This is a genomic window from Yoonia sp. 67-2 (genome assembly GCF_035117555.1).
GTDB lineage: Bacteria > Pseudomonadota > Alphaproteobacteria > Rhodobacterales > Rhodobacteraceae > Yoonia.
This window is the reverse complement of sequence record NZ_JAYKPK010000001.1, coordinates 333,769-353,345: the sequence shown is the minus strand read 5'-3', so window position 1 is coordinate 353,345 and position 19,577 is coordinate 333,769. Positions and strand designations below refer to the sequence as shown.

The 19,577-nt window shown below is 61.3% G+C and carries 21 protein-coding genes; 9 read left to right on the top strand and 12 right to left on the bottom strand.

Features of this window, described 5'->3' with window-relative positions; genetic code table 11:
* Positions 1-24: 24 nt before the first annotated feature.
* From scpB to VOY09_RS01780, 6 genes are all read right to left on the bottom strand, one after another.
* A complete protein-coding gene (gene scpB, locus VOY09_RS01805) occupies positions 25-666 on the bottom strand; it encodes an SMC-Scp complex subunit ScpB (RefSeq protein WP_322892593.1) in 642 nt (213 codons plus the stop codon).
* Complete coding sequence (locus VOY09_RS01800; RefSeq protein WP_322892594.1) at positions 659-1,447, bottom strand: ScpA family protein; 789 nt, start codon at positions 1,445-1,447, stop codon at positions 659-661. The genes scpB and VOY09_RS01800 overlap by 8 nt, the downstream gene beginning before the upstream one ends.
* Before the next feature lie 10 nt (positions 1,448-1,457).
* Positions 1,458-2,447: a beta-N-acetylhexosaminidase gene (nagZ, locus tag VOY09_RS01795; RefSeq protein WP_322892595.1), complete on the bottom strand. Its 990-nt coding sequence runs from the start codon at positions 2,445-2,447 to the stop codon at positions 1,458-1,460.
* The gene (locus VOY09_RS01790; RefSeq protein ID WP_322892596.1) at positions 2,448-3,365 is read right to left on the bottom strand and encodes an SPOR domain-containing protein; all 918 of its coding nucleotides are present in this window, start codon (positions 3,363-3,365) and stop codon (positions 2,448-2,450) included.
* A 70-nt stretch (positions 3,366-3,435) separates the two neighbouring features.
* On the bottom strand, positions 3,436-5,178 hold the full coding sequence (argS, locus tag VOY09_RS01785) for an arginine--tRNA ligase (protein WP_322892597.1): 1,743 nt from the start codon (positions 5,176-5,178) through the stop codon (positions 3,436-3,438).
* Between the two features lie 49 nt (positions 5,179-5,227).
* Positions 5,228-6,400, bottom strand: coding sequence for a deoxyguanosinetriphosphate triphosphohydrolase (locus tag VOY09_RS01780; RefSeq protein WP_322892598.1), 1,173 nt, complete (start codon positions 6,398-6,400; stop codon positions 5,228-5,230).
* Positions 6,401-6,470: 70 nt separating this feature from the next.
* On the opposite strand from VOY09_RS01780, the gene VOY09_RS01775 reads away from it, so the two are divergent.
* Positions 6,471-6,797, top strand: a complete 327-nt coding sequence (locus VOY09_RS01775) for an iron-sulfur cluster assembly accessory protein (protein WP_322892599.1) — start codon at positions 6,471-6,473, stop codon at positions 6,795-6,797.
* Entirely contained in the window at positions 6,797-7,576 is a 780-nt protein-coding gene (xth, locus tag VOY09_RS01770) for an exodeoxyribonuclease III (RefSeq protein WP_322892600.1), read from the top strand. The genes VOY09_RS01775 and xth overlap by 1 nt, the downstream gene beginning before the upstream one ends.
* Before the next feature lie 30 nt (positions 7,577-7,606).
* On the opposite strand, the gene VOY09_RS01765 is transcribed toward xth, so the two are convergent.
* Together VOY09_RS01765 and dksA are read right to left on the bottom strand one after the other, a co-directional pair.
* On the bottom strand, positions 7,607-8,764 hold the full coding sequence (locus VOY09_RS01765) for an FAD-dependent monooxygenase (protein ID WP_322892953.1): 1,158 nt from the start codon (positions 8,762-8,764) through the stop codon (positions 7,607-7,609).
* 1 nt (position 8,765) lies between these two features.
* The gene (gene dksA, locus VOY09_RS01760; protein ID WP_322892601.1) at positions 8,766-9,188 is read right to left on the bottom strand and encodes an RNA polymerase-binding protein DksA; all 423 of its coding nucleotides are present in this window, start codon (positions 9,186-9,188) and stop codon (positions 8,766-8,768) included.
* 180 nt (positions 9,189-9,368) lie between these two features.
* Between dksA and VOY09_RS01755 the strand changes: the two genes are divergently transcribed.
* From VOY09_RS01755 to VOY09_RS01735, 5 genes are all read left to right on the top strand, one after another.
* Entirely contained in the window at positions 9,369-10,208 is an 840-nt protein-coding gene (locus tag VOY09_RS01755; RefSeq protein ID WP_322892602.1) for a MoxR family ATPase, read from the top strand.
* 80 nt (positions 10,209-10,288) lie between these two features.
* Positions 10,289-11,650, top strand: a complete 1,362-nt coding sequence (locus VOY09_RS01750) for a DUF2927 domain-containing protein (RefSeq protein WP_322892603.1) — start codon at positions 10,289-10,291, stop codon at positions 11,648-11,650.
* A 13-nt stretch (positions 11,651-11,663) separates the two neighbouring features.
* A complete protein-coding gene (locus VOY09_RS01745) occupies positions 11,664-11,834 on the top strand; it encodes a hypothetical protein (protein ID WP_322892604.1) in 171 nt (56 codons plus the stop codon).
* Positions 11,834-13,021 carry a VWA domain-containing protein gene (locus tag VOY09_RS01740; protein WP_322892605.1) on the top strand — a complete coding sequence of 396 codons (1,188 nt, stop codon included), beginning with the start codon at positions 11,834-11,836 and terminating at the stop codon, positions 13,019-13,021. Before VOY09_RS01745 ends, VOY09_RS01740 begins: the two co-directional genes overlap by 1 nt.
* A gap of 103 nt (positions 13,022-13,124) precedes the next feature.
* On the top strand, positions 13,125-13,805 hold the full coding sequence (locus tag VOY09_RS01735; RefSeq protein ID WP_322892606.1) for a M48 family metallopeptidase: 681 nt from the start codon (positions 13,125-13,127) through the stop codon (positions 13,803-13,805).
* Positions 13,806-13,864: 59 nt separating this feature from the next.
* Here the strand turns inward: VOY09_RS01735 and VOY09_RS01730 are convergent, their stop codons facing one another.
* The 4 genes from VOY09_RS01730 to VOY09_RS01715 are packed head-to-tail and all read right to left on the bottom strand — an operon-like array spanning position 13,865 to position 16,828.
* A complete protein-coding gene (locus VOY09_RS01730; RefSeq protein WP_322892607.1) occupies positions 13,865-14,485 on the bottom strand; it encodes a YdeI/OmpD-associated family protein in 621 nt (206 codons plus the stop codon).
* Positions 14,486-14,491: 6 nt separating this feature from the next.
* Complete coding sequence (locus tag VOY09_RS01725) at positions 14,492-15,037, bottom strand: RSP_2648 family PIN domain-containing protein (RefSeq protein ID WP_322892608.1); 546 nt, start codon at positions 15,035-15,037, stop codon at positions 14,492-14,494.
* On the bottom strand, positions 15,034-16,221 hold the full coding sequence (locus VOY09_RS01720) for an RSP_2647 family RNA methyltransferase (protein WP_322892609.1): 1,188 nt from the start codon (positions 16,219-16,221) through the stop codon (positions 15,034-15,036). The genes VOY09_RS01725 and VOY09_RS01720 overlap by 4 nt, the downstream gene beginning before the upstream one ends.
* A gap of 55 nt (positions 16,222-16,276) precedes the next feature.
* The gene (locus VOY09_RS01715; RefSeq protein ID WP_322892610.1) at positions 16,277-16,828 is read right to left on the bottom strand and encodes a DUF6778 family protein; all 552 of its coding nucleotides are present in this window, start codon (positions 16,826-16,828) and stop codon (positions 16,277-16,279) included.
* Positions 16,829-16,980: 152 nt separating this feature from the next.
* Here VOY09_RS01715 and edd point away from each other — a divergent pair, with 152 nt between their 5' ends.
* On the top strand, positions 16,981-18,786 hold the full coding sequence (edd, locus tag VOY09_RS01710; RefSeq protein WP_322892611.1) for a phosphogluconate dehydratase: 1,806 nt from the start codon (positions 16,981-16,983) through the stop codon (positions 18,784-18,786).
* An 82-nt stretch (positions 18,787-18,868) separates the two neighbouring features.
* The gene (gene eda / locus VOY09_RS01705) at positions 18,869-19,510 is read left to right on the top strand and encodes a bifunctional 4-hydroxy-2-oxoglutarate aldolase/2-dehydro-3-deoxy-phosphogluconate aldolase (protein ID WP_322892612.1); all 642 of its coding nucleotides are present in this window, start codon (positions 18,869-18,871) and stop codon (positions 19,508-19,510) included.
* The last annotated feature ends 67 nt before the right edge of the window (positions 19,511-19,577 follow it).

The window sequence follows — 19,577 nt, the reverse complement described above, 5'->3', positions numbered from 1 at the left end:
GGGGCAAACTTAGCACGGCTGGCGCTATTCTTCAAACAGCTCTGACTGATCCCCATCACCGCTATCCTCTTCGTGATCGCCCAAGGCATTGGCCCCCGGCGGCGGCCGGTTTTCCAGCAGCCCGGCGGCGCGCAATTCCTTCAGCCCTGGCAGATCGCGGGTGTTTTCGAGACCGAAATGATCAAGAAAACCTTGCGTGACGACAAAAGTCACCGGCCGGCCCGGCGTCATCTTGCGCCGGCCAAACCGGATCCATTCCATCTCGATCAACTGATCAATCGTGCCACGGCTGACGCTGACGCCCCGGATCTCTTCGATCTCGGCGCGGGTGACGGGCTGGTGATAGGCGACGATGGCCAGCGTCTCGATCGCGGCGCGTGACAGTTTGCGCACCTCCACGATTTCCTTTTGCATCAGAAAACCCAGATCGGGTGCGGTGCGGATCGCCCAGGCATCGCCGATCTTGACCACATTCACCCCGCGCCCGTCGTAACGTTTGCGCAGATAAGCCAGCGCCTCTGCCGGGTCGCAGCCATGCGGCATCCGGCCTGCCAGTTGCTGCACGGTGACCGGATCGGCGCTGGCGAACAGGATCGCCTCGACCATCCGTTCCTGTTCGGCCATCGGGGGCGCCTCGAACAGGCTGTCGTTTTGCGGTTTAGCCATGGCGCGGGTCTTTCTTGCGGATTTGGATAGGCGAGAAAACATCCGCCTGCCGGATTTCGATCTTGCCTTCCTTGGCCAGTTCCAGCGACGCGGCAAAGGTCGCCGCCGTGGTGGACCGCCTGCGTTGCGGGTCGGCGTCCCAGCCATCGGGCAGATAGCTCACAATATCGGTCCAATCCCCGGCAAAGCCGATCAGATGCCGCATCCGTTCCAGCGCCTGTTCCATCGTCATCACATGTTCGCGGTCGAGCACGAATGGCCGGAAATCATCGCGGGTCCGGATCCGGGCATAGCCCTGCATCAGATCCAGCAGCGTGGCGGTATAGCTGATGCGCCGGACGCGCTGCACATCCTCGGTGATGCCACGGGCAAAGAAATCGCGGCCCAATTGATCGCGCGCCATCAGTTTCGCCGCCGCCTCGCGCATTGCCGCCAGCCGTTCCAGCTGGAACGCCAGATGCGCGGCGAGTTCCTCGCCCGATGGCCCCTCTTCCCGTGGATCAGGCGGCAGCAGCAGGCGGGATTTCAGAAAGGCGAGCCAGGCCGCCATCACCAGATAATCTGCGGCGAGTTCCAGCCGCAGCGCCTTGGCCTGTTCGACAAAGGCCAGATATTGCTGCGCCAGCGCCAGAATGGAGATTTGCCGCAGATCGACCTTTTGCGTGCGTGACAGGGTCAGCAACAGATCGAGCGGCCCTTCATAGGCACCGACATCGACAATCAGCGCCTCGGCGGCGACGCGGGCGCTGATACGGGTGCTGTCATCCTCGAAATCATCCATCGGCAGGGCCTTACGCTGTAAGCGCGTTAAATTTGGCCTCTATCGCTGCAATGTCAATCGGCGCAGGCGGTTTGCGCAGGGCCAGCGCGCGATTGGCGCGGCGCGTGGCGGCATCGGACATCGGGCCGGCAGTCTGCGCCACTTGGGCCATTTCACCCGGATCGCCGTTGCAATGCAGCACCAGATCACAGCCAGCGGCGATGGCGGCATGGCTGCGCTCACCCATTGTGCCCGCCAGCGCCTGCATCGACAGATCATCCGACATCAACAGCCCGTCAAAGCCGATCTGGTCGCGGATGACCTGCATCATGATGGCTGAGGTCGTGGCGGGGTGATCCGCATCCAAAGCCTCGAAGACGATATGCGCGGTCATCCCCATCGGCAGATCATTCAGCGCCGCGAAGGGGGCGAAATCATGCGCCGTCAAATCATCGACAGAGGACGTGACACGCGGCAAGGACAGATGGCTATCCGCCCGCGCGCGGCCATGGCCGGGGATATGTTTCAGCACCGGCAACACCCCACCCGCCAGCAGGCCATCGGCACAGGCGCGGGCGGCGGCAACGACCGTGGCGACATCATAACCATATAACCGGTTTTGTAGGAATGGATGCGTCGCCTCCTCCGCAATATCGGCCAGAGGCGCGCAATTCACGTCGATCCCCACAGACCGCAATTCATCTGCGATCAGGACATAGCGCAGATATTGCGCGCGCAGCGGGTCATGCGCGCGGCCCATCTGATCCAGCGCAGGCAGATATTCGCGCCAATGCGGGCTGCGCATCCGCTGCACACGGCCACCTTCCTGATCGATCAGCACCGGCGCATCGCGGCCCAGAGCGGCGCGCAGGTCCCCTGTCAGGCGGCGCAACTGATCAGGATTGTCGATATTGCGGGCGAAAAGGATGAAGCCGAACGGATCAGCCTCGCGGAAGAACCCGGCCTCCCATGCGGTCAAGGCCAGCCCCGCTGGCCCGAAAATCGCGGCGGTTTGCGTCACTTAATTGACCACGACCGCGATACATTCGGCACCTTCAGCCTCCAGCGCGGCGCAGAACCGGCGCGCATCATCGCGGTCGGCGAAACCGCTGGCGCGCAACCGATACCAGGTGCCGCTGGTCTGATTGCTGACCTGAACGACGCGGTTGCGCCCGTTCATCAGCGAGCCAAAGCGTGATTGCAGGCGGTTCCATTCTTCAGCGGCGAGCTCTGCTGTCGAAAACGCCCCCAATTGCACCAGATCGGTGCCAACGGCAAAATCTGTCGTTGTCACGGACACGTCGGTCACCGGTGTCGCCACAGGGGCCGCTTGCGCCGGGGCAGGTGCTGCGGCGGAGGCTGGGCGCAAGGACGCAGGCCGCACGATCGGACGCAAAGACACGGCGACACCGTGCACCGATGCGGGCAGGCGATCCATGGCGGCGACCTCCTCGGCCTCTTCTTCGGCTGTGATATCGGCCACCATCGCCAGCACATCATCGACCGTGGCATTGGTGCTGGCCGCAGCCTCGGCCGTGCCGGGCAGCACGGCATTGGGGATCATGGTCTGGTCAGTGATGTCATCGACCACCATCGCGGTCGGCGTCGCCATATCTTCCTGCGCGAGACCTTGGGTCACGGGTGCCAGCACCAGACGATCCTCTGGCCCCGCGGCTTCGCCCTGCGCGACCAGTTCATTGATCGCCAGACCCGCGTTGCCGGCGATATCGCCGCCTGGATCATCGGGCAGGACCCGCATCTCGCCTTCCATCGCGCGCACCACGGGGATGCCGCTGACATCGCGCATGATCAGCTGATAGCCCCAGTAACCGACGCCGATGATCAGCGACAAGGACACCACGGCACCCACGACATTGACGAAACCCTGCCCGCGTGCTGCACCCGTTTGCGGGGCATGCCCCTGATCATAAGTCGCCATCACTGCCTCACTGCCCATGCCATTTGTGGCTTGTGGGGTCTTGTTAACTGCTCAATGCGGCGGGGTTGCGTTAACGCATTTCTTCCGCCGGTGTGACGCCAAGAATACCCAAACCGTGCGAAATAACAATCGCAACGGCCCGGATCAGCGCAATTTTCGCTTGTGTTGTATCAGAATCACCCTCTTGCAGGAAACGCAGCGATTGATCGTCATTGCCACGGTTCCAAAGCGCATGGAAATCCGAAGCAAGATCGTAGAGATAGAAGGCGATCCTGTGCGGCTCATGGCCTTTGGCCGCAATCTCGACCAGCCGTGGCCATTCCGCGATCTTGCGCGCGACGGCCAGTTCCGCCTCATGCGCGAGACCGGACAGATCGACGGCGGCCAATGTGGCATCATCCACCTTGACGCCGGCTTCCACCGCTTTGCGCAGCACCGAATTGACCCGCGCATGGGCATATTGGACGTAAAAGACCGGGTTATCCTTGGATTGTTCCAGCACCTTGGCAAAGTCGAAATCCAGCGGCGCGTCATTCTTGCGCGTCAGCATATGGAACCGGGTCACATCCGGCCCGACCTCATCCACCACGTCGCGCAGGGTGATGAATGTCCCTGCCCGTTTCGACATTTTGAACGGCTCACCGTTCTTATAAAGCTTCACCAATTGCGTCAGCTTGATATCGAGCGGCACCTTGCCATCGGACAGGGCGGACACCGCCGCCTTCATCCGCTTGACATAGCCGCCGTGATCCGCGCCGAAAACGTCGATCAGCATATCGAACCCGCGCTGCACCTTGTCGTAATGATAGGCGATATCGGGCGCGAAATAAGTCCATGCCCCATCCGATTTCTGCACCGGCCGGTCGACATCATCGCCATGCGCGGTCGAGCGGAACAAGGTCTGTTCACGCGGTTCCCAATCATCGGGCACTTTGCCTTTGGGTGGTTCCAGCGTGCCACGATAGATCAGCCCCTTGGCATCAAGTTCTGCAATCGCTTTCTCGATCAAACCACTGCCATATAATGATTTTTCGGAATAGAAACTATCCATCTCGATGTTGAGTTGCGCCAGATCCTCGCGGATCAGCGTCATCATCGCCTCGGTCGCGAATTCACGGACCTCTTCGAGCCAGAATTGCTCCCCCTTATCAAGGAAGGCATCGCCTACCTTATCCTTCAGCGCCTCACCCACCGGGATCAGATAGTCACCGGGATAGGACCCTTCTGGCCAATCGACCGTCAGATCATGCGCCTCGACATAGCGCAGATAGACCGACCGGGCCAACACATCGACCTGCGCACCACCGTCATTGATGTAATATTCGCGCGTCACATCGTAACCGGCATAGTCCAGCAGGCTGGCCAGCGCGTCACCGAACACGGCACCCCGCGTATGGCCGACATGCAAAGGCCCGGTCGGGTTGGCAGAGACATATTCCACCATCATGCGCTTACCCTGTCCCAGGGTAGAGCGGCCAAATGTGGCATCAGCCAAAGCCGATTTCACGATGCCCTGCCAGGCGGCAGGCACCAGACGCATGTTCAGAAACCCTGGCCCCGCAACATCGGCGCTGGCGACCAGATCATCACCGGCCAGTTTCAGCGCCAAAGCATCGGCAATTGCGCGCGGGTTCTTGCCGGCAGGCTTCGCCAGCACCATCGCGGCATTGGTCGCCATATCGCCATGGGCGGCATCGCGGGGCGGTTCCACCGCAACGGCATCCATGTTCAGATCAGGCGGCAAAGCACCTTCAGCAACCATCTGGTCAAGACAGGCCAGCACGCGGCCCCGCATATCGGCGAAAAGGTTCATTTTATGGTCCATTTTTGATGGGACGGGTGTATCACCCCCGCCGCCCGCGTCAATTCCCGTCGATCACACCGGGCGGGATGGTTTCGCCCCCGATCAGGCGCTTATGTTCCTGAATGGCGAAACGGTCGGTCATGCCCGCGATATAATCCGCCACGATCCGCGCCAGGGCGGTCTGATCAGCCGCATCGGCCACATCCTTGCGCCATTGTTTGGGCAATTCACCGGGGTTTGCGATGAAAAACGGGAAGAGTTCATTGACCATTTTTGTGACCACGACCCGCATTTCCACCACCGCAGGGGCGCGATACATCCGTTCAAACAGGAATTTGCGGATCACTTTCAGGTCAGTCCAGAGTTCCGGCGAAAACTGGATCACCATCCGCCCGGCATGGCGGATATCATGCACGGTGGCCGGGTTCAGATCGGCCAGATTGCGGCGGCTGACCGCGATCACATCCTCGACCAGCACACCAAAGAACCGCCGCAACGCCTCGTGCCGACGCCGGTAATAATTCAGGCCGGGATATTTCGCATCGACCCGGGCAAAGCAATCGCGCAGGATCGGCAATTCCGCCAGATCATCTGTGCTGAAAAGCTCTGCACGAAGTCCGTCATGCAAGTCGTGGTTATTATAGGCAATATCGTCTGAAAGTGCAGCGACTTGCGCCTCTGCACTGGCATGGGTGTGCAGTTCCAGATCGTGCCGGTCATTATAGGCGGCCAGCGCATAGGGAATATCCCCGGTGACCGGCCCGTTATGTTTGGCAATCCCTTCCAGCGTCTCCCAGGTCAGGTTCAACCCGTCCCATTCCGCATAATGCCGTTCCAGATCGGTGACGATCCTCAGGGCCTGCGCGTTATGGTCAAACCCGCCATAGGGCTGCATCAGCGCATCCAGCGCTTCCTCGCCCGTATGCCCAAAGGGCGTGTGGCCCAGATCATGCGCCAAAGCCACCGCCTCGGTCAGTTCCACATTCAACCCCAAGGTCGCCGCAATCGTGCGCGCGACCTGCGCCACCTCGATCGAATGGGTCAGGCGGGTGCGGAAATAATCGCCCTCATGTTCGATAAACACCTGCGTCTTGTGTTTCAGCCGCCGAAAGGCGGAAGCGTGAATAATCCGGTCGCGATCCCGCTGGAACGGCGAGCGGAAAGTGCTTTCTTCTTCAGTGTATAGCCGCCCGCGCGGATTGGCGGGATCGGTCGCATAGGGGGCTGTCATTTGTTTGCCTGTTGTCGCTGTTGCCTGCCCGCCTTATATGGAAAGAATGAACAAACCGATAGGTGTCCCCATGCTGACAATCCCGCCAAAAGTCACGCCCCGTGCCTTTGAACGGCTGGCCGAGATTGGTGCCGCCGCACAAGGCAAGGCCCTGCGGATCGCTGTTGAAGGCGGCGGGTGTTCGGGGTTTCAATATGAAATTGATCTGGATGAGGTGAAGGGCGATGATCTTGTCCTGTCCGCGGATGGTGAAACCGTGGTGATTGACCCTGTGTCCCTGCCCTTCCTTGCGGATGCAGAGATTGACTTCACCGAAGAACTGATCGGCGCGCGTTTCGTGATCAATAATCCCAATGCCGCGTCTTCCTGCGGCTGCGGCACATCGTTTTCGATGTAATGAAGATCGCGACATTCAACATCAACGGCGTGAAAGCCCGGATCGATACGCTGACCACTTGGCTGCGCGAGACCCAGCCTGACGTCGCGATCCTGCAAGAGATCAAATCGCAGGACGAAGGTTTCCCCCGGTCCGAGATCGAGGATCTGGGCTATAATGTCGCCACCCACGGGCAAAAGGGGTTCAACGGGGTCGCTTTGCTGTCAAAACTGCCGTTAGAGGACGTGACGCGCGGCCTGCCGGGCGATGAAACGGATGAACAGGCCCGCTGGATCGAAGCGACTGTCGTCGGTGACGTGGCTGTGCGGATTTGCGGGTTGTATCTGCCCAACGGCAACCCGGCGCCGGGGCCGAAATTTGACTATAAACTCGCATGGATGGACCGGCTTTTGGCCCGCGCCCGCGATCTGCTGGCATCCGAGCAACCGGCAATCATGGCAGGCGATTACAACATCATCCCGCAGGCAATGGATGCGGCCAAGCCCGACGCATGGCGCGATGATGCGTTGTTTCGCCTCGACAGCCGTGCCGCCTATCGCCGTATCCTGAACCTTGGCTTTACCGAAGCGTTTCGCGCGCGCGAGATGGGGCCGGGGCATTATTCCTTCTGGGATTATCAGGCGGGCGCTTGGGAAAAGAACAATGGTATCCGCATCGATCACCATCTGCTGACCCCGCAAGCGGCGGATCTGCTGGCGGATTGCTGGATCGAGAGGGATCTGCGTGGGCGCGATAAACCGTCCGATCATGTGCCGGTCTGGCTGGAACTGCGCCCCTGACGGGGCTTGTAGCCTCCGGCGGGGATATTTTTAAACAGATGAAGATGTGACGTCGTGGTTATAGAGCCAGCCAAGCCGGTTGATGAAAGCGTCGGGGGCGAGTTTGCCTAAGGCTTTCAGACCAGTATGGGCGATTTTGCGCTGCAATCCCGACAGATGATAATTGCGCGCATTGGCATTGGCGGCGGCGATGGCGCGGGCCACGCGCGGGCGGCGGGCGGTCTGGTAAGCTTGCAGCGCCTGCGCCAGATCGGCGGTCTTATCGCAGCAACGCGCCAGCACATAGGCATCCTCAATCGCGAGATTAGCGCCCTGCGCCAAAAACGGCAGCGTCGGATGCGCGGCATCGCCGAGGATGGCGGTGTTGGCACCATGCCAATGATCCGCAACAGGATGGCGGAACAGGCCCCAGAGCTTTGTCACCTCCACCTGTGCCAGCATATCGCGCAGCACCGGCACGCAATCGGCGAAAGCAGCACGCAGATGGGCGGGATCATCGGTATGGTGCCATCCTTCGGCGGCCCAAGTCGCGCGTTCCTGCACCGCGACGATATTCAGCCTTTTGCCGGGCAAGGGATAGGTTACAAGATGGCGGCCCGGTGCCATCCAGATGCGGGCGACAGGATCAGCATTTGAGGCGGGAATGATCGCGCGCCAAGCCACCTGCCCGGTGAAAAACGACGCATCCGTTCCGTTCAGCACCGGGCGCAGGATGGAATGCAGCCCATCGGCACCAATCGTCAGGCTGGGGGACACCCGGCCTGCCCCGGTGTCAAATGACCCATCAGCCGCCACCGCCGCGATCCGCGCATTCAGCACGATCTGCGCGCCATGATCGGCGCAAGCCTGTGCCAGCAGGCCAATCAGATCAGCGCGGTGCAGGAATCGGTAAACAGGATTTTGGCGGGTCAGATCAAACCGTGCAATCATGCGCCCGGTCAGCGCATCTGAAGGGATCACCGCCGCCGCAGCCAGACCTGCTGAGTCCAGCGCATTTTCTAGCCCCAGGCCGTGCAAAGCCCGTGCGCCATTGGGGGTGATCTGCAGCCCTGCCCCGACTTCGGAAATCGCAGCGGCCTGTTCGTAAACACTGACCTTTGCGCCCATCCGGGCAAAGGCCAAAGCCGCTGTCAGCCCGCCGATCCCACCGCCGATGATAGCGACATCGCGGGATGCATTCGCGCCCACCTCAATCGTCGCGGTGGACTTTTTCGCGGCGCTCGTGGCGTTCCTGTGCCTCAAGGCTCATCGTCGCGATGGGGCGGGCATCCAGACGTTTCAGCGAAATCGGCTCGCCCGTGATTTCGCAATAGCCATATTCGCCATCCTCGATCCGGCGCAAAGCGGCGTCGATCTTGCTGACCAGTTTGCGCTGCCGGTCGCGGGTGCGCAATTCCAGACCGCGGTCGGTTTCCTCGGAAGCGCGGTCGGCCACATCGGGGATATTGCGGGTCTGGTCTTTCATGCCGGCGACAGTGTCGCGGCTGTCTTCCAGAATCTCTGCCTTCCAGTCCAGCAACTTGCGGCGAAAATACTCGGTCTGACGTTCATTCATGAAAGGTTCGTCATCGGCGGGACGGTAATCGTTAGACAGAAAACTTTCGGCTTTCATCGTATTTCCCTTGGCTGGCACCTTGGGGGGCTTGGTTGGGCAGTTGCGGCAACCCACCCCCATTTGTTGCGCCGTTTACTCCTTTGGTCCGCCCATGTCACCCCCCCAAATTGCACGCTGGCGGGGTGTTGATGATGCTGCGGGACGTGCTAGCTTGGCCTGAAATCAAAAGGTTAAAAGATGCAGTTTTCCGGCACTGACACATATATCGCCACCGATGATCTGAAGATGGCGGTCAATGCCGCCGTCACATTGCAGCGCCCGCTTTTGGTCAAGGGTGAACCGGGAACAGGCAAGACGGAACTTGCCCGTCAGGTCAGCGCCGCCCTTGGGCTGCCGATAATCGAATGGCATATCAAATCGACCACCAAGGCGCAGCAGGGGCTCTACGAATATGATGCCGTCAGCCGCCTGCGCGACAGCCAATTGGGCGATCCGCGGGTCAATGACGTGGGCAATTACATCCGCAAAGGGAAATTGTGGCAGGCGTTCGGCGCAGATGGCCGGGTCGTGCTGCTGATCGACGAGGTCGACAAGGCCGATATCGAATTCCCCAATGATCTGTTGCAGGAACTCGACCGGATGGAATTCCACGTCTACGAGACGGGCGAGACGGTCAAGGCGATCCACCGGCCCATCGTCATCATCACATCCAACAACGAAAAGGAATTGCCCGACGCTTTTCTGCGCCGCTGCTTTTTCCATTCCATCCGTTTCCCCGATATCGACACCTTGCGCCAGATCGTCGCCGTGCATCATCCCGGAATCAAGGATGCGCTGCTGACCACCGCGCTGACGCAGTTCTATGAAATCCGAGAGACTCCGGGGCTGAAGAAAAAACCTTCCACCTCGGAAGTGCTGGATTGGCTCAAACTGCTTCTGGCCGAGGATCTGACAGCAGAGGATCTGCGCAATGATCCCGCAAATGCCCTGCCCCGGCTGCATGGCGCGCTGCTGAAGAATGAACAGGATGTGCATCTGTTCGAACGGCTGGCCTTCATGGCACGCAAACAAAGGTGACCATGCCGCACAGCGACGTGACTGGCCTTCGCAGCCACAGGCCTTATGCTGCACAAGGCGCGTCAACGACCGGGACAACCATGAAATATCTGATCTTATGTGCCGGCCTGCTGCTGGCTGCCTGCGCGCCGATGCCCCCCACCGGCCCGATGGCACCCGAAGAGGACGCCATTGTGCTCGACTTCCCGCCGATGCGCAGCTTTGCGGCATCCAGCCCCGGTGGCACCCTGCGCCCCAATGCTGAAATCACCCGTGATTTTTCCGACCTCAGCTTTCGGCTGGAAAGCGGGCGGGTCCTGCCGGTCTTTACCCGCTTTGAAACTCCCGTCACGGTGCGGTTCAACGGCCCGGCCCCCGCCCATATTGTCAACGATCTGGAAGGCTTGCTCGCCCGTCTGCGGGCCGAGGCCGGGATTGATATCCGCAGCACGGCAGGTGCTGACGCCAATATCGTGATCGAACTGGTCAATGCACGCCAGATGCGGCAAGTGGCCCCGGGCGCTGCCTGTTTCGTCGTGCCGCGCGTGCGCGACTGGGGCGAGCTGCGCCGCAACCGCAATTCCCCTGTGATCGACTGGACGACGTTGCAGATGCGCGACCGCGCCGCCGTCTTCATGCCGGACAATTCCACGCCACAGGAAATGCGTGATTGCCTGCATGAAGAATTGGCCCAGGCGCTCGGCCCGCTCAATGACCTTTACCGCCTGCCGGATTCGGTCTTCAACGATGACAATATGCATGCGGTGCTGACGCCATTCGACATGCTGATCCTGCGGGTGACCTATGCGCCCGAACTCAGCAGCGGCATGTCGCAGGCCGAAGTCATGGCGCTGGTGCCCCGCATCCTCGCGCGGCTCAACCCGGCTGGCGAAGGCATGCGGGGGCAAGCGCCGCAGGAAACCACCCGCGACTGGATGGCCGCTATTCAGGTCGCCTTGGGCGGCAGCGGCGCATCTCCTGCCGCCCGTCGGCAAGAGGCGGCGCGCGCCATTGCCATCGGGCAGGCGCGTGGCTGGTCCGATGTGCGGACCGGCTTTGCGCAATATGTCTTTGGCCGCCTGCAGCTCAGCAATGATCCCGGCCTCGCGCTTGGCGCTTTCACGACCGCCATTGCGGCCTATCAGGGCGATCCCAATCTGCGCATCCATGCCGCCCAAGTCGATGTGCAACGCGCCGCCTTTGCGCTGATCGCGCGGGATTCAGACGCCGTTCTGGCCCTGACCGGCCCGGCAATCACTGTCGCGCGTCGTCATGAAAACGCGGCCTTACTCAGCCTCTTGATGATGTTCCGGGCCGAGGCGCTGGATCTGCAAGGCCAGACCGAGGCTGCCATGGCGCTGCGGCTGGACAGTCTGGGATGGGGGCTATACGGCTTTGGCAGCCGGGACCAGGTGGTCGACAGGCTGAACGAAATCGCAAGCCTGCCACGGCCGCCAAGCTAGAAAGAATGCACCGATGATCTATCCACTTGCAGGACTTTTGTTCGGGGCCGCCCTGGGCGCATGGCGCGCGAAATCGCGCGGCGGCAAAGTGCCTGACATGCTGCAATGGGCGGCAGCCTTTGCGATCCTCTTTGGCATCCTCGGGCTGTTTTTGCTGATCGCGATTGAACGCAGCCTGACCTGATGTTCCTGCCCTTCTTCGACAATCTGCGCAAAGCCGGGGTGCCGGTCTCCTTGCGCGAATTTCTGTCGTTTCTGGAAGGGATGAAAGCGGGCCTCGCCACCTATGATGTGGAGGCGTTCTATTATCTGGCCCGCACGGTGATGGTGAAGAATGAAGCCCATCTTGACCGTTTTGACCGCGCCTTCGCCGCCAGTTTTCAAGGGCTGGAGGCGATCCCGGTCGAGGCTGTTCTGAACGCCGTCGACATCCCCGGAGATTGGCTGGAAAAGCTGGCTGAAAAGCATCTGACCGAGGCGGAAAAGGCGGAAATCGCCGCCCTTGGTGGCTTTGACAAGCTGATGGAAACCCTCAAGGAACGGCTGGCCGAACAGAAAGGCCGCCATCAGGGCGGCTCCAAATGGATCGGCACGGCGGGAACGTCGCCCTTTGGTGCCTATGGCTATAACCCCGAAGGTGTGCGGATAGGGCAGGATAAAAGCCGCCACCAGCGCGCGGTCAAGGTCTGGGACAAACGCGAATTCCGCAATCTTGATGACAGCGTGGCGCTGGGGACGCGCAACATCACGGTCGCGCTCAAACGCCTGCGCCGCTGGGCGCGGGATGGGGCGGCGGATGAACTCGACCTTGATGGTACGATCCGGGCCACGGCGGAACATGGCTATCTGGACGTGCAGACGCGGCCCGAACGGCGCAACGCGGTCAAGGTGCTGCTCTTCCTCGATATCGGCGGCTCCATGGACCCGCATGTGAAGGTGGTGGAGGAATTGTTCAGCGCCGCCAAATCGGAATTCAAACATTTCCAGCATTTCTATTTCCACAATTGCCTTTACGAAGGTGTGTGGAAAGACAACCGCCGCCGCTGGGATGCACAAACTGCCACTTGGGACGTCATCCACACCTACGGGCCTGACTACAAATGTATATTCGTGGGTGATGCCAGCATGTCACCCTACGAGATCGCCTATCCCGGCGGCGCCAATGAACATATGAACGCCGAGGCTGGTGCCATCTGGCTGGCCCGCGCGAGGGATCATTGGCGCGATACTCTCTGGATCAACCCGGTTCCTGAGGCGCATTGGCCCTATACCCAATCCATCAACATGATCCGCGAGATTATGGGCGCAGATAGCATGGTGCCGATGACGCTGGACGGGATCAACCGCGGGATGAAGGCGCTGGTGGGGTGAAGACTTTTATGCGCTCCGCGCGGGGAGTATTTGGAGAAATAAGAAGCAGGGCGCGACAAAGCAGGCCATTGGCAATGCCTGACACGCGCCCCATATCAGTCCCATGATGAAGTTTCTCCCGATCATATTGGCGCTGGTTTACGGCTATGCGATGTTCCGGTTTTCGGTCTGGCGCACGGCGCGTGAATTGGACGAGAAATCGACAGAACTAGCTGATCCGATCCTCAAAGTGCTGATGGACCGCATGGCCAAAGCGCTCGAGATTGAGCGGATCCGGGTGCATATCTATGAAATCCCGCAGGTCAACGGCCTTGCCGCCCCGGACGGGCGCATCTTCATCACCCGCGGATTTTTCAACAAATACCGCGCCGGGCAAGTCACGTCAGAGGAAATGGCCAGCGTCATCGCGCATGAACTGGGCCATGTCGCCTTGGGCCATTCGCGCCGCCGGATGATCGATTTTTCCGCGCAAAACGCGATGCGCACGGCGCTTGCGATGATCTTCAACCGCTTCCTGCCCGGCATCGGCCCCTGGATCGCCACCGGGCTGATCAGCCTGATCGCCGCCCGCCTGTCGCGCGACGATGAGTTCGAGGCGGATGCCTATGCCTCGGCCCTGCTCGTCAAGGCGGGGATCGGCACCGGGCCGCAGAAATCGATGTTCACCAAGCTGGAAAAACTGACCAGGGCCAATGGCGCGGCCACCCCCGCCTGGATGATGAGCCATCCAAAAACGCCGCAACGCATCGCCGCGATCGAAGCGAATGAGGCGAAATGGCTTTGACCACGCCCTGACTTCTTATTTCCAAAAATACTCCCCGCGCGGAGCGTATAAAAGTCCTTTTACCGCTCCATCGCGCCTTTGCCCGCGATGATCTTGTCCCGCGCCCTGGCGATCCGCGCCCGTTTCGTCGCCTCTGCCTTGGCGCCATTGACCATGATCACATAGCTTTTCTGCCGTCCCGGCGTCAGGGCGGCAAAAGCCTCGGCCAGTTCCGGGTCATCGTCCAAAGCGGTGATCAACGCGTCGGGCAATTCAATCTCTCCTGTCGGTTTCGCCGGTTTGATCCCTGCCGTCGCATAGCCCACAGCCTCTGCCAGATAGGCCGCGATCACCGGCGCAAGGCGTGCGACCGAATCAGCATCTGTCAGCCGGATCACATCGGGATGCGGGGTATTTGGCCCTTGCCGTTCCAGAACACCATCCGGATCGCGCATCAGGCTTGGGTTAAAAAACCCCAGCCTTATGCCACCACGCTGCGCGCCGATGATCGCGATGTTGCGGCCCTGATGGCTATAGCAAGGATGGCCCCATTTGACCTGTTCGGTCAGCCCCGCGTCCAGGCAGATCTGCCGCAGCGCGCGCAGACCCGGTTGCCAAAGCTGCACGCTGCAATCCTCGGTCGCGAACCGGGCGCAGCGCCCGCAGCCTTTGTCAAAATAATCCGCGATCTGCGTGATCATCGGACGCTACCCCGCTGTCAAAGCCTTGCCCAGTCGCGGCAGCCGCGCCTTTTTCAGCAAAGCGCGCAGGGTCCAGTCTGCCCCTGACAGGCGCTGCGCCTCGGCCAGCACGGCCTCTGCCACATCGCGCACAGCATCAGGGGAATCGCGCCACAAATCCAGCAGAAATCCATCCGGGTCCAGCCGCGCCAGCCCTTCATCCTCCAGCATGTTGCGGGGGAAATCCTTAGCATTCATCGTCAGGATCGCATCGCAGGACCCGGCAACCGCCGCTGTCAGCACATGGATATCGTTCGGATCAGGCAGCCAATAGCGCCGCTCCAGCCCGGTATCATAGCGGATCAGCGCATCGGGAAATCCGGCGGCAAGCGCCGCGATCTCCCCGCGCGCCCAGACTTCCTCGGCGGCGCCAAGCGTACCCGCCGCGCGCGCCCATTCTTCCAGCACACGATCTGACCAGCGCGGCGCGAAAAGACCCTGCGCCGCCACCCCCAACACCATTTCGCGCATGACGGTGGGATACAGCACGCAGGCGTCGATCAGGACCCTCATAGCCGGAAGAACACAGCCTTCAGATAGCCGCTTTCCGCCAGATGCGGCAGCAGCGGATGGTCCGGCCCGGCAGAGCCGGTATGGATGATCTGCCCACGCCGCCCGGCGCGGCCAATCCCGCGCGCCGAGGCATTGCGGAACCGCGTCAGATCGACCGCATGCGAACAGGAACACAGGCCCAGATAGCCATCCGGTGCCACCAAAGCCGCCGCCAGCCGCGCGACGCGTTCATAGGCGCGCAACCCCGCCTCGACCGCCGGTTTGCCGGGGGCAAAGGCGGGCGGATCGCAGATCACGATGTCAAAGACCTCGCCCGCTTCGGCCAGTTCGGTCAGCACGTCAAAAGCATCGCCTTTACGGGTGGTGAACCTGTCCGCGACACCCATCCGCGCCGCGCCCTGTTCAGCCAATTCCAGCGCCGGGGCCGATCCATCAACCGCCAGCACCGATGCCGCACCCTGCGCCAAAGCCGCCAGCCCGAAGCCGCCGACATGGCTGAACACATCCAGCACCCGGGCATTGCGTGCCAAACCCGCCGCAAAAGCATGATTCGGGCGTTGATCAAAGAACAGGCCGGTTTTCTGACCACCCATGATATCGGCCATATAGACGGCACCATTCATCGGTACCGGCACGGGTGCTGTGGGCGCCTGCCCTGCCAGCACATCCATCTTTTCGTCCAGACCTTCCAGCGCGCGGGTCCGGCCGGTGCCATTCATGATGACCGTGCTGACACCTGTCACATCCTGCAAGGCGGCGACCAAAGGCACGATCAGCACCTCAGCCCAGGCCGCATTGGGCTGCACCACAGCGATATCGCCAAAACGGTCAATGATCACGCCGGGCAGGCCATCCGCCTCGGCATGGATCAGACGATAGAAAGGATCAGGATAAATCCGCGCGCGATGCGCCAGGGCACGGCTGATCTTTGCCGCGAACCAGGCTTGATCAATCACCGCCGCGGGGTCCTGATCCAGCATACGGCAGATGATCTTGGAGACCGGGTTCACCGCAACCACACCCATCGGCGTGCGATTGGCATCTTCCAGCAGCGCAAGACTGCCGGGCGTCAGACCGCGTGTGCGGCGGTCTGTCACCAATTCATTGGCATAGACCCAGGGAAAGCCGTGGCGGATTGCCCGCGCTTCGGCCTTTGGGATGAGCCGGACAGTTGAAAGTTCCATTGTTGCACCTGACGCAGTCAAAAGGGACGCGCCATTGCGCAACAATGGCTTTAGGTTATCTCAACTCGTCACGCAATACGCTGGCCAGGAAATCCGTCACACGGACCCGCTGGGTCTGACCGATGGCATTCAGACGCACGGCTTCTTCCCCGCCCGGCGCATCAAGCTCTGCCACGATCCGGCGCTGGGGTTCCAGCACTTCGCCAGTGCGGGCATCACGCACGGTCATCAGGAACCGGATATCATGGGTGCCGCCGTAGGAATAATTCGTCCGCTCGGTCACGCCATGAAACCGGGTCAACACGATATCGGCGATGATTGGCCGCGTGCCACCGAACGTACCGACATTGCGCCGTGCCGCTTCCTGAAACATGGTCCCGATCTGCGTGATCCGGTCACCCAAAGGATCACCGCGCCAGACAACATCAACGGACGGATAATATGAATTCGCCTCCGACACGACAAGATCGGGCAAGGCGGTAAAGGTGATCCCTTGCAATTCATAGGACCGGGTCCCATCCATCCGTGGATCAGACCGGCTCACCACTGATGAACAGGCAGACAAAGCGCCAAGCAACAGTGATACTAAAACAACCCTACGTAACATTTAACAACTCCAACTGGTTAAGACACTCTGCTTTTTATCACACATCCCGACAGCAGGTAAATGCCAATCACAGCGCGTGATGAAAACACTCCACCCCTTGTTAGCGCTAACAGCATCTGTTACCTTGTTGCTATCAGACAAAGAGGATTCAGATGCCGCTTCATCCGACTATTGCCGCCGTCACCGACCGTATCCGCGCCCGCTCCGAAGGGCCGCGCCGCCGCTATTTTGACACGATGGCGCGCGCCGCTGCGGAAGGGCCAAGGCGCGCCCATCTGACCTGTGGCAATCAGGCCCATGCCTATGCTGCGATGGGCGGGGATAAGGAGGCATTGGCCGCCGCATCCACCGGCAATATCGGCATCATCACCGCCTATAATGACATGCTCTCCGCGCATCAGCCGTTTGAAACCTATCCTAACCAGATCCGCGCCGCCGCTCGCGCCGCCGGTGGCACAGCGCAGGTCGCAGGCGGCGTGCCCGCGATGTGCGATGGCGTCACCCAAGGGCAGACAGGGATGGAACTGTCGCTTTTCTCGCGCGACGTGATCGCGCTGGCTGCCGGTGTCGGGCTGTCGCACAATGTTTTCGATTCCGCGCTTTACCTCGGTGTCTGCGATAAAATTGTCCCCGGTCTGGTGATCGCAGCGGCGACCTTTGGCTATATCCCCGGCATCTTCGTGCCCGCCGGGCCCATGACCTCCGGCCTGCCCAATGACGAAAAGGCCCGCGTGCGCCAGCAATTCGCCACAGGCGAGGTCGGGCGCGATGCGCTGATGGCCGCCGAAATGGCCAGCTATCACGGCCCGGGCACCTGCACCTTTTACGGCACCGCCAATTCCAACCAGATGCTGATGGAATTCATGGGGCTGCATATGCCCGGCTCCTCCTTCATCAACCCCGGCACAGCATTGCGCGACGCGCTGACCGTGGCTGCGACGGAACGGGCGCTGGCAATCACCGGGCTGGGCAATGAATATACCCCGGTCTGCGATGTGCTGGATGAAAAAGCTTTCGTGAACGGCCTCGTCGGGCTGATGGCGACGGGCGGGTCCACCAATCTGGTGATCCACCTGCCCGCCATGGCGCGCGCGGCGGGGGTGATCCTTGATCTGCAGGATTTCTCCGATATCTCGGCAATCACGCCGATGATGGCGAAAGTCTATCCCAATGGTCTGGCCGATGTGAACCATTTCCATGCCGCGGGCGGGCTGGCCTATATGATCAATGACCTGCTTGATGCGGGCCTGCTGCATGATGATACAACGACTGTCGCCGGCAAAGGTCTGGAACTTTACACCCGTGAGCCCAAACTGGTCGATGATGCGGTGGTCTATGAAACCGGCCCCAAGATCTCGGCCAATGACCGTATCCTGCGCCCGGCCGCTGATCCGTTCCTTAAATCCGGCGGGCTGACCCAGCTTAAGGGCAATCTGGGGCGTGGCGTGATCAAGACCTCTGCCGTTGCCCCTGAACGGCATATCATCGAAGCCCCGGCGCGGATCTTTCACACACAAGAGGCCGTCAAAGATGCCTTCAAAGCCGGTGAATTCACCGCCGACACCGTGATCGTCGTCCGCTTTCAGGGACCGCAATCCAATGGCATGCCGGAATTGCACAATCTGACACCGACGCTTGCCGTGTTGCAGGACCGTGGCCTCAAGGTCGCCCTCGTCACCGACGGGCGGATGTCGGGTGCCTCCGGCAAAGTGCCCTCCGCCATCCACCTGTCGCCAGAGGCCGCCGATGGCGGCCCGATCAGCCTGCTGCAGGACGGCGATATCATCCGGCTCGACGCGACCAAAGGCACGATCGAGGTGCTGGGCGTGGACCTTGCCACCCGCAGCCCGGCCCAGGCCGATCTTACCGGCAACGGCACCGGCGTGGGCCGCGAACTCTTCGAGGTGTTCCGCCGCTCTGTCGGCCATGCCGCCGATGGCGCGGGGGTCGTCGTCTGACGCCCGGTCTTCTTTTTTCCAAAAATACTCCCGCCGGAGGCAGCGCAACAGCTCCGGCGCAGACCCACAGAAAGACCAGATGATGACCCCACAAGACGCTTCCATCGCCGCCGCCGATATCTGCAACCTCGCCCCGGTAATCCCGGTCTTGGTGATCGATGACGCGAGCCTTGCCGCCGATCTTGCCCGCGCATTGATCGCAGGCGGCCTGCCCGCGCTGGAGGTGACTTTGCGCACCCCCGCAGCCCTCGACGTGATCCGCGAAATGGCCGGCGTGCCCGGTGGCCATGTCGGTGCCGGTACGCTGCTCACACCCAAAGACGTCGAAAACGCCAAGGCCGCAGGCGCCACTTTCGGCGTCGCCCCCGGTGCCACCGACCGGCTGCTCGACGCCTGCGAGGCCAATGACCTGCCGCTGCTGCCCGGTGCCGCCACAGCGACCGAGGCGATGCGGCTTCTCGAGCGCGGCTATACCACGCAGAAATTCTTCCCGGCCGAGGCCAATGGCGGTGCGGCCGCACTCAAAGCCATCGGCGCGCCGATCCCGCAGGTCAAATTCTGCCCCACCGGCGGCGTGACCTTGCAAAATGCGCCCGCCTATCTGGCCCTGTCCAACACGCTTTGCGTCGGCGGGTCCTGGATAGCACCTGCCGATCTGGTCAAAGCCCGCGACTGGGCCGCGATCACCGCCCTCGCGTCCGAGGCGGCGTTGCTGGGGTCCTGACCCCAGCAACGGCAAGGTCGCGATCAGGCTTGAGCCTTGCGCGTAACTGATAATCCAGAGTCTCCGG